The organism is Psychrobacillus soli, assembly GCF_006861775.1.
Taxonomy (GTDB): Bacteria; Bacillota; Bacilli; order Bacillales_A; family Planococcaceae; genus Psychrobacillus; species Psychrobacillus soli.
This window is the reverse complement of sequence record NZ_VDGG01000067.1, coordinates 1-16,557: the sequence shown is the minus strand read 5'-3', so window position 1 is coordinate 16,557 and position 16,557 is coordinate 1. Positions and strand designations below refer to the sequence as shown.

The following is a 16,557-nucleotide window of genomic DNA, read 5'->3' as shown; positions in this document are numbered from 1 at the left end:
TAAAATTTACTACCGTCACACACAATTTGCTGGGTCGAAAAAACTGTAAAAAATTTCGTTTTTTACGAGCCGAAGCTGATAAGTAAGCAATTTCCGTTGATTTTCGCTGTAGGCGACGACTCCTGCCGAGGCCAACAGGATGTTGGTCACGAAGGCGTTGCCACACGATGTGGCGCTCTTAGCCTTTGTTCCTCTGTGGGCAAATGAGACATCCCTACGACGCCTAAGCGGCGGGGATGGCTCATCGCTCACCCGGCGGAAAGCGTTCGACTGCAGCGAAAATCCCAGCGGATACTTCATTCAGCGCATTACCACGCAGTATCCTTATTATGTGCTTATAATTCCCTAAACTATCAAAAAAGAAGCTGCCCCCACGATTACGTGCTTGGACAGCTTACAAGTATTATAAAATTCGATGCAAATAAAAGAATTTTTACTATAATTCGATCACTCGTTGACACAATCTTTGAACAAGCTTAGCTTCGTGACTGACAACGATAATCCCCATCTCTCTCTTTTTCGCAATTTCAAGAACTGCATGCCAAAGTTGGGCTTGCGTGATTGCATCGAGCATCGTCGTCATTTCATCAGCAATGAGAAAACGAGTATGAGAACCCAATGCTCTTGCTATACAAAATCGTTGCAACTCTCCTCCAGATAACTCACTTGGATACCGTGTCAGCCATTCCTGCTTAATCCCTAATAAATCCAGCAACTCTTGATCAGGTCTTCCACCTTCATTCAGCACCTTTTCCATTTTCCAGCGTGGATTTACTGCTTTTTCTGGATGTTGGAAAACTAATTGTACTGGATGTGTTCCTTTAGAAGATACTGGTATACCACCTATTGTAATATTCCCTTCCAAAGGCTTTTGATATCCCGATAAGATGCGGCAAAAAGTAGTTTTACCGCGTCCACTTGGTCCTGTGAGTCCTACAATTTCTCCTGGTTCCACCGTTAAATGGACACCTTGAAATAGCCACGGTCCATTCCCATATCGAAATCCGACGTTATTTGCTTCAAGTTGCATGAATACACCTCACCATTCCATTACGAAGTTCTCGCATCTCCGGTTGTTGTTGGCTGCATGCAGCAGTTGCCTTTATACAACGTGGTGCAAACAAGCAACCAGATGGCAAAGCACTCGGATGGGGCTGCGAACCGGGAATAGGGATAAACTCATTTTGTGGTAATGCTCTCCATAGTGCTTTACTGTATGGATGTCGTAGTCCTTCACCATCCCCAGTAAAATTTTCTACAGGTGCTACTTCTACCGTCGTACCTGCGTAAAATACAGCAATTTTATCGGCAATCGTTAAAGCAGATTCAATATCATGCGTAATTAGCATAACTGCACAACCATTGTCAGCAAATTCTCTGAAATTACTTAATGCCTCTTTTATAACAACTGGATCTAGACCCGGTGTAGGTTCATCCGCAATAATTACTTTCGCGTCACTTACAATTGCAGTGGATAGAAGCGTTCTTCGTGCCATTCCTCCAGAAAGTTGAAAAGGAAACATTTTCTCTACGTTTTGTTTTAAGTGAAGCCGTTTAAAAACCGCTCGTTGTGCTAAAGTAGCGTCACCTGTTCTTACGGAAGTACGAACTTGATTTCCTACGCGCATAAGTGGGTCCAAATAGTTTGTCGATTGTGGAATAAGTGCAATTTCTTTCCCACGTAACGAGGCTTGCTGTGAATTAGTAAGCACTTCCCCGTTGTATTTAATGGTTCCACTTATTGTTGCATTGTCAGGAAGTATGCCAAGAATGGCATGAGCGAGTAAGCTTTTCCCTGAACCACTGGCTCCTACTACTGCTAGTATTTCGCCTTCTTCTAACGTGACATTTAAACTTGAAATAACTTGTATATTTTTCTGCTTCAAACCAGTTGTATATTGGTTGAATGATATAGATAAATTTTCTACTTCAAGGATAGGCATCTTTTCCCCTCCTTCTATTAATTGTTGCTTTTCGTAGGATCTATCAGTAATCTAAGATTTTCTCCAATTCGATCAAATGCCTGAACGATAATGAGTAAGCAAAACCCAGGGAAAAAGGCGAGCCACCACATACCTGCTGACAAATACTTCATAGATTCTGACAGAATAATTCCAATAGCTGGTTCATGTGGCGATAACCCCAAACCTATAAATGTCACAGCAGCTTCATGTAAAATTACATGGGGAAACAGCAACATAAAACCAATTAGAACTTGCGGTGTCAAATGGGGAAGAATATGATGAATAGCAATCCACCATCTGGATTTTCCCATCTGCTGAGATATTTGCACATATTCGGCTGACCGAATTTGCATAACTTCTGCTCTGATGACCCGAGCTAAGCTTGGCCAATGGGTTAGCATAAGTCCCATAACAATTCCTTTAAATCCTCCGCCCAACGCAAAGGCAATCAGAATAAGGGTAACTAGATGCGGCACACTTAGAAAAAGGTCGATCAGCCAAGAAATCACACGATCTGCCACTTTTCCCATTGTTGCTGCAGCCATACCGAGCGTTAGAGCGATTAATGTACTGCCTACTGCTCCAATCATTCCTACCCCTATACTTAAAGAAAGGCCCATTATCGTTCGGGTAAACATATCTCTACCTAACCAGTCTGTTCCAAAAAGATGATCCAGTGAAGGTGCCAAATTTCGTTCGATAAGATTCGTAGCAATTAGATCCTTATCTAGTACTGCACCAACTATAACAACCGTTATTAAGAAAATAGCGAAGAAAAGGATGGTTAAAAGCGTTCTCTGTCTTCGATTGAGAGAAAACAGTTTCATCTTTTGTTCTTTATTTTTCACTTTGAGACTTGGAATCATAACATTCTACTCTCCCTCGTTCTCGGATCTACTATGTAGTAGATTAAATCGGCAATTAAATTTCCTGCAAAAACAAAGAATGTACTAAATATGACTAGGCCCAATAAAAGAGGAACGTCTCCTCTAAGACCTGCTTCGACTGTCGCTTGGCCGAGACCCGGATAAGAAAATACTTGTTCAGCAAGCACCGCACCACCAAACAATTCACTAAATGCAGCAAATTGTAAAGTGATGGCAGGCAACGCAACATTCCGTAACCCATGTCTCCAAAACAAAGTGAAGCCACGTTCACCTCTAGCTCTAGCAAACAACACATAATCACTCGAAAGAACATCGATTAACTTCTGACGCGTATGTAATGCTACATTCGCAACGCCTATGATACTAAGTGTAATCGCTGGAAGTACAAGATGTTCTATGCGGTCTGCTATCGTAACATCTTCTGCTAGAACACCAGCTGGCACACCTAGTCCGATCGGAAACCAACCGAGCCAAACCGCAAAAACAATGAGCATTAAAAGCCCCATCCAAAAAGTAGGCGTAGATGCTAGCGTGTAACAATACCATTTAATCATTCGGTCAATCCAAGTGTCCTTTTTCATCGCGGATACAACACCCATTATAAATCCAATCATTCCTGATAAAATCCATGCTGTTAACATTAAAACAAGTGAATTTAGAAACCGTTCGCCAATTATATCCGCAACAGGACGGCGATAAGTCATAGAATTTCCTAAATCCCCTTGCAGTAAAGCAGAACCCCAATTCAAAAACTGTACCATTACTGGTTCGTTGAGTCCCCAATACTCCGCTATCTTCTCTCGTTGCTCTGGACCTACTTTTAACATATCCGCGCCAATGTACGCTTGAATTGGATCAATCGGAGAGTTTTTTATTAATAAAAACGAGATTAAACAGATAGCGACTAATAATGTAAGCATTCTTAAACCTTTCAACAATAGAAAGATTCCAATCTTTAACCCAACATTTTTACGCAACTTACTTACTCCATTTCCAATCAACAATATTATCTGTAGCTGGCCATCCATGCCCATGTACATGAATTCTTTGTTGTCCAATATCTAAGTCATCTTTCACTAAGTATAAGTGATCAATATTAACTAACCACGCCCAAGGAGCATCTCCTTTTGCACTTAAACCTGTTGTTCCATCCCATTGTGCTTTTTGCCAAAATTCTATTGCCTCAGCTTCACTTTTAGCCTGAAGCGCCGCCTTAAAATATTCATCTACTTTGGCATTTTTATAATATCCTGTATTATAGTACTCTACTCCAGCATTACTGCTAGCGTATATGTTGTACATTTCATGTGGGTCATGACTTCCCCATCCCATTAGTACAGCCTCTGAATACATCTTCTGCCCAATGATATCCCAACTTCCACCCTCTATTTTTATATGAATACCGAGTGGTTTCATCATATCTGCAACAGCAATCGCAAGAGATTGTCTTACTACATCATCCGCAACATAATATAGACTAAATTCGGCTTTCAAAGAGTCTTTCTCTAGAATTCCATCGCCATCTATGTCTTTCCAACCTGCTTCTTCTAGCAGTTTACGTGCCCCGTCTAAATCGGCATCTTCAATAACTGTATCCGGATTCCACCAAGGTAGTCCATCAACAGAAGTGTAAGCCGGCGTTCCCTGTCCTTCTAAAACACCATCAATTAGAGCTTTTCGATCAACCGCAATATTAATAGCATGACGAATAGCTGGATCAGCTGTTACGTCATTACCAATCGGTAAACCATCTTCCGTAACGTCACCTGATTTTACATATGGGAATACAATTCCACGATTGTCCACAGTTTTAACTGCTTCCAGTTTCATGCCAGGCACTTTTCTATTACTAAATGCCGCTGGAATATAGGCAAGATCTACTGTTCCCGCTTGGGCAGCAGCAAATGCAGCATCCTCATTTAAGAATACAAAAGTTACTTTTTTAAAGTACGGCTTTTTACCATAGTATTCAGGATTTTCCTTAACAATCATCTGCTGTCCTTTGTCCCATTGGACGAGCTGAAAAGGTCCAGATCCTACAGGATTTTCACCATAATTCTCATCATATGCATGTTTTGGTACAATTCCAGTTGCCACTAGATTATTAACAAAAGTGGATTGTACTTCTTTTAACGTAAACGTTACAGTCGTATTATCAACTGCTTCTACTTTTACCAATCCATTTAAATCGATAACGGATCCACTAGCCGCTGCAGTTTCGAATGTAAATTGCACATCTTCAGCTGTTAATGGCTCGCCATCTGAAAATTTCACATCATCGCGTAATTTCACTGTCCACACTTTTCCATCTTCATTTACTTCATAACTTGTTGCCAAATCATTTACAATATTAAGCTTGTCATCTCTTTTTAACAGAGTACTCTGGAAGAGTGGTGAACCATAACGTCCCCAACCAGTAGTTGGATCGAATCCAGTTTCAGGTTCTGATCCAAAAGCTAAAACAAGCTCATCTTTTGGCTTATCTTTATTGGTATCATTGGTTTGACTAGATTTTGATGTGGAACAACCAGCCAATAGAATGGAACAAACTACTACTGCTATTACTATTAATCCGAAAAATTTCTTTGTCATATATTATTCTCCCTTAGTTGTTATTCTTGTAAACTTACACCTGTTCTACTGGCGCCACTGTAAAACTCCCGTACCCTACACCTTTTAAACTCGTCAACTTATTACTTAGCTCTTGCACTTCTTTTACTTTTCCTTTTACAACAATTAGTTCCAAGCAACTATCATGATCCAAATGGAAGTGTGTAGTTGCAAGGATGACATCGTGCACGCTATGTTGAATTTTTGTCATTTCTTCCAGTAGATTTCGTTGATGATGGTTATAAAACAATAGAATACTTCCTGCAATAATTTGTTCACTATCTTCCCATGTTTGTTTAACGATTGCATCTCGCACAAGATCCCGAACGGCTTCAGAACGATTTTCATAACCTTTCTGTTTGACTAAATCGTCAAACTTCCGCAGCAAATTTCCCTCCATTGAAACCCCAAATCTCTTTAATGACGAATCTTGCATATGGCTACCCCCATTATTTAATTGGATTTTAAAGTTCGTGACACGTTTTTTGTGTTTTGTAACACGTACATACGTATGGAATGGCAAATAAATATTCTTTCTCGTTAAGTAACTACTATTCGAACAGTTTTGAAATCATGTTGATGAATGGAATCATTCATATTTTAAATGGAAGATGGAAGAAAACTATAATCGGCATGATTAAAGTTATGTTTTGGTAATACGGTAGATTACCAGAGCGTGGGATTGGACTGTATGGAAATTAGTTCAGTGCTTATTCTACTAAAGTATTATACGATTGTTTCCACAAGGTATCAACAACTAAATAGGATTGAATAAGGAATAAGGCCCTATAAATCAGAAAATTTGTAGAGCCTTTTACATTTCTACGTTAAAAAATACTCAAATCCCATGTATTCGCTATTTTTTCTAGTAATAAAACACCCGCCACACTACTCCCGTACTCATCGATTGCAGGTCCATAAATACCTATCCCACATCCTTCGAGTAGAGGTGAAGCAACTTGTCTAACACGGGGAGGTACTGCTGCCATGATTCCACCTGATACCCCGGTTTTTGCTGGAATTCCAATGAATGCAGCAAAGCGACCTGAATTATTATAGACTCCACAAGTAAGCATTAGACTCTTTGCTAATCTAGCAATTTCTTTCGGAAGAATTTGCTCTTTACGAATAGGATGATACCCATCATTCGCTAAAACTAACCCGATCAAAGCAATGTCTTCTGTGTTTACTTCTATCGAGCATTGCTTCAAATATACTTCTAATGCTTCCTCTACATCCATATCTAAATAGCCTGTTTCTTTTAAATAATAAGCGAGCGCTCTGTTTCGGTTTGCCGTTTCCCATTCTGAGCGAAATACTTCTTCATTATAGGTAAAAGGTTTTCCTACCATTTTCTCCATTAACGTTAATACGGATTCTAACTTTGCTTTTGGGGTTTCCCCTGGAAGAATCGAAGAAACCGTAATGGCTCCTGCATTAATCATCGGATTAAATGGTTTTCCATGCTTATGCATTTCTAAACGAATAATCGAGTCAAAAGGATCTCCAGTTGGTTCTAAATCAACTCTTTCTAAAACATAAGGAATGCCATGATGCATACATGTAACGATAAAACTAATTACTTTGGAAATGCTTTGTAGCGTAAATGTTACTTCCCAATCACCAGACTTTATAATGGTTCCATCTGGCTCTATGATGGAGATGCCTAAATGCGATGAGTTTGCCTTTTCTAAAGCAGGTATGTAGGAAGCATTTTTTCCTTGAGAAGTAAAAGGGCGATAATGTGTAATCCAGTCGTCGATCAATTTTGCATGTTGATTAGTTCTTTGGTCCATTGCATCTTTTTTCATTTGTTCCACAGTTTTTATCCCCTATTCTATAACGACTTCCTTTATTTTAAATAGCAAAAAGACTACAATAATCGCTCATTACGATAATTTTAGTCTTTACTTCATTCATCCAATTTAAACTATTCGGTTACTCCCCATCACTATCGTCATCTTTTCCTCTTGATTGTAAGATTCCCAATTTCACCACAAGTTTTGGTAAGTTCATTGCAATGAACATTAAGATTGCGGTGATGATAGCTAAGTCATATGCTCCATACCCTATTGTCAAACCGACACAAGCAGTGATCCATAGATTTGCAGCAGTAGTGAGTCCACGTTTTACATTCCCCTTATCGATCCAAATTACCCCAGCTCCAAGAAAACCGATTCCACTAATTACTTGGGCTGCTAATCGCATCGGGTCCATATAAGGTCCTTGGTTTAAAGTAGATAAAGACATTGCTAATGTTGATCCTAAACATACTAATATATGAGTTCTAATTCCCGCTGGCTTATTTTTAATCGCTCTTTCTAAACCAATAAAAAATCCGAGAACCGTTGCGACAACTAGTCTTATATATAAGTCAAAATGTGAATCAAATAATGATGTAATAAAATTCATCGTGCATTTCTCCTTCGAAGTTTACTTATATCAAGACTTATTCCCAAAATCACGCTTCCATCTTGCTTCATTATAGACATAAATAGATTCACTGAACACTAAAATGGATAGTAACCGAGCCCCACTTATCCCCAATAATTCACCATCAGATCAGTCGCCCACTCGGGTTGTTTTACTTCTCCTTTTGGTAAAAATTCGTTCATCACAGGCTTGACATCGATTATTGGCGTACCATCTATTGCATCTAACCCTCTGACCGTAAGAGTATTGCCTTTTCGCTTAATTAGTTCAACAACTGTTAGACCTATTTTATTTGGTCTATTTTTTCCTCTTTGCGCAAAAATACCGACTTTTGTATACTTTTTATTATTTCTAGGATGTCTCGATGTATATTGAATCTTGTCATCTGAAACAAGATGAAATAAATAGAGGATTTCCAAATGGCTAAAAGACTCTATGCCATCTAAGCAGCTCGTATCCCACTCATTATTTAACTTAATTTCAGAGATGACATTACCCCAATAATCATCTTCCGGTGTTTTTCTTTCATTATATACTGTTCCAATAGAACTGATAGTAAACTTATCCATTCCCCTCACTCCTTCCTAGGAAAATAATAACATATAAAAAACAAATGAAAATTACATAGTTTTTATGAAGAGTAATACAAGGTATATGTCGGTCCCTCTTCCTCCTAAGTCTAAGGTCGTAGATAAAGATAATTCTCAAGATCAATGTGGAATATTTTTCTATTTTCTACAATGAAGATGCGAATGAAACAATAGAAAGGAGTCTTTTTGTTCCATTTAATTAACAAAAAATATCTAATTTTATTTAAAAATCCATTTTGTGTTTTCTTTAAACAAATCGTCATTTTTAGGAGGAATCATTTTTATGTCAATATTCACCAAGTGGGCTTTTGGTAACAAAGCCGCCATCACTGTATTAACCGTTTTAATATTAGTAATTGGTGTTGTTAGTTATTTTAGATTGCCAATGGAATTTTTACCATCTGCAGATAATCCGCAAGTGACCATTATTTCCATGGGCCAAGGAACCGATTCTAAAACAATGGAATCGGAAGTCACCACTCCGATAGAAAGAGCAGTAACGGGATTGAATGGAAAAACATCGGTCTTTTCTAGAACCGGTGATGGATTTTCCCAAGTAGACCTGTTTTACGAGGCAGGCTATGATATGAAACAAGCAAAACAAGATGTAGTGGATGCGTTAAACAATGTAGCTTTACCTGCCTATGTATCCAAGCCAATCATTTCTCAGCTGAACACTTCCATGATTCCGATTGTGAATATCGCGGTCACTTTTGATGATGGGCTGACAGCTAAAAATATAGATTTTGCACGCAATGAATTACGTGCTCTCTATCAAGATATTAAAGGTGTCTCAAATGTCGATATATATGGAACTACCGATTCCATCATATCGGTCAAAATAGATGATGAGAAATTGGCTGAACATCAAATCCCGCTTCAAGCAGTTATGGGTGTTTTGAATGGTCAAAACGCTTCCGTTGCAGTAGGGGAAAAAATGATCGATGGCAAAACAAGCAATATTAAAGTGATCGGTGACGTCACAAGTATTGAAAAACTAAAAGGAATAACGGTAGCTCCTGATGTAAAGCTTGGAGATATTGCGACGATTCAAGAAACGACGGATGCGAATTTCATTAGCCGTTTCAATGGAAAAGATGGCTTAGATATTAGCATTACAAAAGATAGTCAATCAAATGCAGTAACGATTAGTAAAGAAATTGAAAAAGTAACGAAAGAAATCAACGATAAGTATGATCAACAGGAATCTGTTATTTACGTATCCTCTTCTGATTTAGTCGAAAATTCCGTTCATACAATGATAAAAGAAGTGTTACTAGGTGCACTATTTGCAACGATTGTCATCATGCTTTTCTTACGAAATATCCGTACTACTTTTATAACAATTGTATCTATTCCTTTATCTCTTTGTTTCACCCTATTTTTACTATCGTTATCAGGTGTAACACTGAATATCTTAACGCTTGGCGGTGTCGCTGTTGCAGTTGGACGTCTTGTAGATGATAGTATCGTCGTGATCGAAAATATTTTCCGCAAAATGCAAACAGAGAAATTTTCTGTTCAAATGATTATAGATGCAACAAAACAAGTCGGAGCTGCAATTACGGCTTCTACCTTAACAACTGTTGCCGTTTTCTTGCCGATGAGTTTACTAAATGGAGGGCTTCAAGAATTTCTTTTACCATTTGCTTTAACGGTTACGTATTCTTTACTCGCATCTTTAATCGTCGCTTTAACAGTAGTTCCTTTAATGAGTGCGGGATTATTAAAGAACACGAAAATTCCAGAACATAAACCGGCTGTTCGTTTTCCAAAAGTAGTGACATGGTCATTGAATCATAAGTGGATTATTTTCACGATTTCTATCCTGCTATTCATAGGTTCGATCGGTACTTATTTTGCCATTCCAAAAGGAGCAGTCGATAACTCCTCTGCCGATTATGTTGTGGCTACATTAAGTTACCCAAATGATACGCCAATTGATGAAATTAAGGAAAAAACAATCGAACTTGAAACCTCTATTTTAACAATGGATGAAGTACAACATGTATTTTCACAAGTAGGTTCCCCAGCAGAAGCTGCACAATATGGCTGGGTTGGGTCTCCGACAGAAGCATCTTTCAGTATTTTATTGCATGATAAAAAAGATACGGATGTTATCGTGAAAGAAATGGAAAAGAAGAAAGACCAATATCCTGACGCCATTTTAGAAGTAACAGCAGCTTCCTTTATGATGGGAGGAGCTAGCGCAACTATTACGATTGATGTAGTTGGTGACAATTTAGCCGATTTGGAAAAAACGGCGACAACAATTAAAGACAAAATGGAAACTATAGACGGCGTAGAGGAAGTTACGACCAATCAAGATGAAAAGAAAACCGTACACTCTCTTGTTGTCGATCCTTCCAAAGGAAACACAGAACAAATTGCACAACAATTGGGTGTCATGCTAAATAAAACACCAATCGGAACAATCAGTTTAAATGAGCAGCAAAAAACGGTATTCTTAGAACCCCTTCTAGATACGAAAACCCCGGAAGATTTGGAAAATATACCGGTTATGACCGAATCAGGCCCTGTTCCAGTCTCGTCTCTTGCTACATTACACAGCGAAGAACGTTCTACGAACCAGTTCCATAAAGACGGGGATGCCTACCTTCGAGTAACAGCATCCGTTGACCCTGCAAAGCTATCGGAAATTTCGAGCGCTATTAATGTAGATATTTTCGGAGATCAAAAAGACAACAAAGGCATGGATATTCCAGAAAACGTAGAAGTGCTAATCGGAGGATCTAGCAGTCAGCAAGCAGAAGATTTTACAGATTTATTCCTTATTATGCTTGTCTCGATCGGGATCGTATTTTTCATAATGGTCATCACATTTAAATCGATCAAAGCACCAATCGCCATTCTTTGTTCGTTACCACTTGCAGCAATTGGAGCTATTTTAGGAATTCTTATTAGTGGAATTTCTGTTGATATCACAGCACTTCTAGGTGCATTAATGCTCATCGGTATCGTCGTAACAAATGCGATTGTACTTCTAGACCGAGTGAAACAAAACGAAGAAAAGATGATTATCCGCGATGCACTTGTGGAAGCAACCGCAACAAGAATGAGACCAATCTTCATGACCGCACTCGCAACCATTTGTGCAATGCTTCCATTATTATTAAAGCAAGCCGAAACAGGTAGCTTAGTATCCCAAAGTCTTGCGATTGTTGTTATTGGGGGATTAGCTATGGCCACACTACTTACACTGATTGTCATTCCTTGTATTTATGAATTGCTTTATTTTAGAAAGGCTAAGAAACAGCGGATGGCTCAAGTATATGAGCAAGAGGCTTCTTCTTAATTTGAACATAGTAAAACCAGACTTTAGCTAAAGCGCTAAGGTCTGGTTTTTACTATTCGTTCTTGTTTCCTTTGAAAAGTCTACCGTAATGGTCTAGCATATTGATACTTCCGATAGTTTTCGAATTTAACCGTTAAAGAAGTTTTGGATACTTTCCTTTTCAAGTTAATGCTGTGTCATTAAATCAATTAAATTCTTCATTAGAAACTCTTTTCCTATATCATTGAAGACAACTCGTTCATATGCTTCTCCATTATAGTAACCTTCCATACTTTCAATGCCGTATGCAATGGAATTTCCGTTTACTACCGTACGCTTTCTATTATCATTAATCTTTTCTTCACTTAACACACCAATTTCCTTCAACTTTTTATTTATTGCTGCTCCTGTTAATTTTTTTGAAACGGTTTCATCAATTACTAGATTTACCGCACGTGCAAACTCATTTATACCTATGAGTCCTTTTGGTAACTCCACTCTCTCTAACTGCTCTGAAGTAAGCACTACTTTATTAGGACGTTTTCTTCTACTCGTTTTTTTCTGTTTCTTTTCAAGTTCACTATCTAAAAAATTTAACAGGACAAAAAAATGTCTAATCACTTGAGGTTTGTTCAACAAATGGTCCCCCACTATGGCTGATCCATCTATTGGGTTAATACCATATGCTAACTTTTCTATTGCTTGTTTCGACTCCAATAATTTCGCCTGATTTTCCTCCATCCTTATCACCCTAGCTTTTACGCCCTCGTGCACGAAACTATTATGACTTATTTTGGACACAAGGACATTTTTTTCAAATCGTTTCTTCACATCGAAGCTATCTCTTTTATCTGTTGAACTGTTAATCCTGTCACTTCTGCGATAAAATCTACATTCATTTTTTTACTTAGTAAATTCCGGACCATTTCTTCTGTTTTTTCCCTCTGTCCTTCTTCAATCCCTTCTTCTCTTCCCTTTTTTTCAGCCATGTATTTTACGTCTTCTAACTTTGCTTCTTCGTCCAAGATGTATTTTAAGCGAGATTCATAAGCAAGCACATCTTCTTTGGATTTGCTTAGTTCCTCCCAAGCAGAGAAGGCATTGGTTAAGACTTCATCTTTCATCGCTAATTCCTCCAATTCTTGATAGATTTGATCTCTTTCTTACACGATACAATAACTACATTTGGAAGTAAATTGTCATAAATGTTCAAAATACACAACAACTTCATTCTCCATGCAAAAACAGCACCAAAATTTAATTTCCCCCCCTTTTTATGCTCCAAAATAAAATTCCTGATACAACTCATAGTTCCATATGTACGAGACAATTATGAATTGTTTCTCACGTAGGGACATTTTTTACATTGACGTACGAAAATAGAAGAAGTAAAATAATAACTCTAAAGCGTAGTTATTACGATTTACGTGTTAGCATACAATTAATAAGCATCTATTTTGTTATATATTAAAAGAATTGCAGCAGATAGGAGAGGTTTAATGAATATAAATTCGAAAATTCCTGTATATATTTTGAGCGGATTTCTTGGAAGTGGAAAAACTACAGTCTTAATAAAAATGCTTGAACATTGTAAGGCGAATGGACAAAATCCAGGAATTATACTTAATGAATTAGGTCAAGAAAACGTAGAAGGCCATTTGTTTGAGGATAAAAAAGTAGTAGAACTACTCAATGGTTGTATTTGTTGTACGATTCAAGATGATTTAAAAGAAACAATGAACGATTTAGTTGCAGAGATGGAAAGTAATCCTTTAGATGTTTTATTTATTGAAGGGACTGGCGTAGCAAATCCGTTAGAAATTCAAGAAGTATTATTAACCGATCCTTATATGAACCAATTTGAAATTATGTCCATCATTACGGTGCTCGATGCTAGCCATTTCCGAGAGTATCAAAGTATTTTCGCTAGCTCTAGTGAAGTTCGTAAGCTCATAAAAGAACAAATTATATGTGGCAGCCTCTTATTGTTAAACAAGACAGATCTTATCGGACAAGAAGAAATACAAAAGGTCATACGTAAAATTATACAAATAGGTGGAGACGAGTCGAATATCATCCAATGTAAATTTGGCCAAGTAGATAACGATTTATTGTTTGAAAAACGATTTCAATCCTTTATGATGAACCCACAAAATACCGATATTGTTCAGGAGCATGAACATCATCACTCTTTTATACAGGCGATTAAATTAGAAGATATTCCATCCTTTCCGATAAAATCTTATGAAAAATGGTTTAAAGGACTTCCAAGTAATGTTTTAAGGGGGAAAGGGTATATCGAAATCGAACAGACAAAGGAGCTATTAAACTTTCAATATGCTTCGAACAAAGTGACATTTACTAAAATACCTACTTCCGTCCCCAAAAAATCGATCATTATTTTAATTGGAACTGACCTAAATAATGAAGCGATAAATGAACATTGTAAATACTTATTAGAAGGAATTTTATAAAGGAATATTTTTCCAATGGAGGTTGTTAACCCATGCGTTCGAACAGAATCTCCTTGTGGAAGGAAACTTTTATCTTCCTGATTTTTGGAGTAATCGTCTTTTCATTTATGGTTGCTGAATATATAGAAATACCTTTCGAAATCTCTAAAACTTGGTTAAATGCTGGCACTATATTTTTAAGCATCGTTTTAGAGGCATTACCTTTTATTTTTTTGGGGGTATTTGCGTCTGCCCTTATCCAAACTTTTGTATCGGAAAGCACTGTTCAAAAATGGATTCCTAAAAATCCTCTTATCGCAATAGTACCAGTAGCATTATTAAGTGCACTTTTTCCTGTTTGTGAATGTGCCATTATTCCTGTAGTGAGAAGACTGATCAAAAAAGGAATGCCGTTGCATTTAGGCGTTATTCTGATCATCGGGGCTCCTATATTAAATCCTATCGTTTTCGCTTCAACCTACTATGCATTCCAGTCAACACCCGGTATTGCTTATGCTCGAATGATCTTAGCATTTATTTTGGCAATAATAATAGGTATTGTGGTGTTTCTCTGCTATCGAAATACGAATCAGTTGAAATGGACAACAACAGAGTTTGTAGATAGTCATGTGAAAATGGTGAACGCAAAGAATAATTCCAAGTTAAAAATTTTATTGTTTAATTCGACCGACGAGTTTTTTGATATGGGAAAATACTTAATTTTCGGGACAATCTTAGCCAGTTTATTTCAAACCTTTTTCAATCGAGAGACATTAGTTAGTCTTGCTTCTAGCGACATTGTCTCCCCACTCGTCATGATGGGTCTTGGCTTTATTTTGTCTTTATGCTCAGAAGCGGATGCATTTGTGGCCTCTTCGTTTGCCCATACATTCTCTACTGGTTCCCTTTTAGCATTTTTACTATTTGGTCCTATGTTAGATTTAAAAAGTTCCTTTATGCTCTTTGCCTATTTTAAATTTAAATTTGTCATTGGCTATATGGTGATTGTTACCGTATCCGTTTATGCGGTTATTTTGATTTTTCAACATTTTATTTTGTGAGGTGAGTTATGCGAAAAGAACCCGATTATAAGTTTCATGTATTTTTGAGAGGCGTTATTTTGATTGGTTTTTTCTTGCTCCTCTTCAAATTACTAATCTCTGGTGATATTCAAAACTTAATTGCTCCTAAAATGATACCTTTTTCATATTTTTCTGTTTTGATATTACTAGTTTTAGGCATTATACAAATATGGCGCAGCGGCTCCAAAAATAGTACAGATTTATTTTGTAATTGCGGTTTTGATCATAACAACACGGGATCTTTCTTTGGAAACTTTTTCATTTATTCTTTATTTCTATTGCCTTTACTTATCGGCTTTTGGTTTCCAGATACTGTATTAGATAGTTCTATTGCAGCTAAAAGAGGTATCAACTATGGTGCCAACTTGTCTACCCAAAATGCAATTTTGTCAGATGACGCTTATGTTAGTGCTGATATTACTAATAAAAATAATGATGGTTTCGAAGGAGATAGCCGAGTTGTAACGGATCCTCTAATCGAAAATAACTTATATGCAGGCTTGGATGAAAATGAGGAATATAAAAATAGAGAAGAGTTAAAAAATGAGCTTTTAAATAGTTCAAAAATCGTCGTAAAGGATGAGTATTACTTAGACACTTTAGATATAATCGTTAATAATATAAACGCTTTCGTTGGAAAAGAGATAGAACTGATAGGCTTCGTTTTTAAAGAACCAGATTTACAAGCAGATCAATTTGTTGTTGCAAGATTTGCTATCTCTTGTTGTATCGCAGACTCTACTGTTTTTGGTATTATTGCCTCTGCTAATATGTCACATCCCGTTGTTAGCGACGAGTGGATACGCACAACTGGTATCATATCCAAAACAACTGTAGATGACTGGGAACTGCCAATGATCCAAGTAACGGAAGTTGAGCGAATAGATCAACCGGAAGATCCATATGTGTATGAAATCTATATGCCTTACTAGCCTCTCTATTATTTCTTTAAACTAATAAAAATTCTTACAAAAAAGCATGAGCAAATTTGCATCATGCTTTTTAGAACGTTCCAAAAGTATTGACTCATCTTTCAGGAATAAAAGTGCTAACGCGCGCCTATCCCTTCCTAGATATGGTAAATGAAAAGGATTAATTTTAATGGGATGTCGCCCAAATAGGGAAAATGTGTAGGAGTGATGAGAATTGGTTGCTTTCACTGGCAATTTCGTTGCTCTCGTGCTGATTTGATTGCTTTCCGAATAGAACTGGTTGCTTTCACTGATTAATTGGTTTCCCATAG

General features: G+C 37.4%; 16 protein-coding genes. 4 read left to right on the top strand and 12 right to left on the bottom strand.

Translation table 11 applies throughout. The features are described 5' to 3' along the window. Nucleotides 1–436: 436 nt before the first annotated feature. The 9 genes from FG383_RS19455 to tsaA all read right to left on the bottom strand — a co-directional run bounded on the left by FG383_RS19455 (nucleotide 437) and on the right by tsaA (nucleotide 8,463). The gene (locus tag FG383_RS19455) at nucleotides 437–1,030 is read right to left on the bottom strand and encodes an ABC transporter ATP-binding protein (RefSeq protein ID WP_142609170.1); all 594 of its coding nucleotides are present in this window, start codon (nucleotides 1,028–1,030) and stop codon (nucleotides 437–439) included. After that, the gene (locus FG383_RS19450) at nucleotides 1,020–1,943 is read right to left on the bottom strand and encodes an ABC transporter ATP-binding protein (RefSeq protein WP_142609168.1); all 924 of its coding nucleotides are present in this window, start codon (nucleotides 1,941–1,943) and stop codon (nucleotides 1,020–1,022) included. The genes FG383_RS19455 and FG383_RS19450 overlap by 11 nt, the downstream gene beginning before the upstream one ends. Before the next feature lie 17 nt (nucleotides 1,944–1,960). Next, nucleotides 1,961–2,830 carry an ABC transporter permease gene (locus tag FG383_RS19445; RefSeq protein ID WP_142609166.1) on the bottom strand — a complete coding sequence of 290 codons (870 nt, stop codon included), beginning with the start codon at nucleotides 2,828–2,830 and terminating at the stop codon, nucleotides 1,961–1,963. Beyond that, nucleotides 2,827–3,855 carry an ABC transporter permease gene (locus FG383_RS19440; protein ID WP_281285370.1) on the bottom strand — a complete coding sequence of 343 codons (1,029 nt, stop codon included), beginning with the start codon at nucleotides 3,853–3,855 and terminating at the stop codon, nucleotides 2,827–2,829. Before FG383_RS19440 ends, FG383_RS19445 begins: the two co-directional genes overlap by 4 nt. Continuing rightward, nucleotides 3,830–5,443 carry an ABC transporter substrate-binding protein gene (locus tag FG383_RS19435; protein ID WP_142609164.1) on the bottom strand — a complete coding sequence of 538 codons (1,614 nt, stop codon included), beginning with the start codon at nucleotides 5,441–5,443 and terminating at the stop codon, nucleotides 3,830–3,832. Before FG383_RS19435 ends, FG383_RS19440 begins: the two co-directional genes overlap by 26 nt. Nucleotides 5,444–5,477: 34 nt before the next feature. After that, nucleotides 5,478–5,897, bottom strand: a complete 420-nt coding sequence (nikR, locus tag FG383_RS19430; protein ID WP_142609162.1) for a nickel-responsive transcriptional regulator NikR — start codon at nucleotides 5,895–5,897, stop codon at nucleotides 5,478–5,480. Nucleotides 5,898–6,288: 391 nt separating this feature from the next. Further along, on the bottom strand, nucleotides 6,289–7,272 hold the full coding sequence (locus tag FG383_RS19425; RefSeq protein WP_142609172.1) for a glutaminase: 984 nt from the start codon (nucleotides 7,270–7,272) through the stop codon (nucleotides 6,289–6,291). Nucleotides 7,273–7,399: 127 nt separating this feature from the next. Then, complete coding sequence (locus tag FG383_RS19420) at nucleotides 7,400–7,873, bottom strand: MgtC/SapB family protein (protein ID WP_142609160.1); 474 nt, start codon at nucleotides 7,871–7,873, stop codon at nucleotides 7,400–7,402. Between the two features lie 125 nt (nucleotides 7,874–7,998). After that, entirely contained in the window at nucleotides 7,999–8,463 is a 465-nt protein-coding gene (gene tsaA / locus FG383_RS19415) for a tRNA (N6-threonylcarbamoyladenosine(37)-N6)-methyltransferase TrmO (protein WP_142609158.1), read from the bottom strand. A 304-nt stretch (nucleotides 8,464–8,767) separates the two neighbouring features. On the opposite strand from tsaA, the gene FG383_RS19410 reads away from it, so the two are divergent. Beyond that, nucleotides 8,768–11,800 (top strand): efflux RND transporter permease subunit, encoded by a 3,033-nt coding sequence (locus FG383_RS19410; protein WP_142609156.1) that lies wholly within the window; start codon nucleotides 8,768–8,770, stop codon nucleotides 11,798–11,800. Nucleotides 11,801–11,965: 165 nt separating this feature from the next. Here the strand turns inward: FG383_RS19410 and FG383_RS19405 are convergent, their stop codons facing one another. After that, complete coding sequence (locus FG383_RS19405; RefSeq protein ID WP_142609154.1) at nucleotides 11,966–12,520, bottom strand: hypothetical protein; 555 nt, start codon at nucleotides 12,518–12,520, stop codon at nucleotides 11,966–11,968. Nucleotides 12,521–12,606: 86 nt separating this feature from the next. Then, nucleotides 12,607–12,918, bottom strand: coding sequence for a hypothetical protein (locus FG383_RS19400; RefSeq protein ID WP_281285369.1), 312 nt, complete (start codon nucleotides 12,916–12,918; stop codon nucleotides 12,607–12,609). A 360-nt stretch (nucleotides 12,919–13,278) separates the two neighbouring features. Between FG383_RS19400 and FG383_RS19395 the strand changes: the two genes are divergently transcribed. The 3 genes from FG383_RS19395 to FG383_RS19385 are packed head-to-tail and all read left to right on the top strand — an operon-like array spanning nucleotide 13,279 to nucleotide 16,246. Continuing rightward, nucleotides 13,279–14,253: a CobW family GTP-binding protein gene (locus FG383_RS19395; RefSeq protein WP_142609151.1), complete on the top strand. Its 975-nt coding sequence runs from the start codon at nucleotides 13,279–13,281 to the stop codon at nucleotides 14,251–14,253. Between the two features lie 32 nt (nucleotides 14,254–14,285). Then, on the top strand, nucleotides 14,286–15,293 hold the full coding sequence (locus FG383_RS19390) for a permease (protein WP_142609149.1): 1,008 nt from the start codon (nucleotides 14,286–14,288) through the stop codon (nucleotides 15,291–15,293). Between the two features lie 8 nt (nucleotides 15,294–15,301). Next, complete coding sequence (locus tag FG383_RS19385; protein WP_142609147.1) at nucleotides 15,302–16,246, top strand: TIGR03943 family putative permease subunit; 945 nt, start codon at nucleotides 15,302–15,304, stop codon at nucleotides 16,244–16,246. A gap of 21 nt (nucleotides 16,247–16,267) precedes the next feature. On the opposite strand, the gene FG383_RS21185 is transcribed toward FG383_RS19385, so the two are convergent. Beyond that, a partial coding sequence (locus FG383_RS21185; protein ID WP_221887543.1) for a hypothetical protein occupies nucleotides 16,268–16,557 on the bottom strand: 290 nt, incomplete at its 5' end.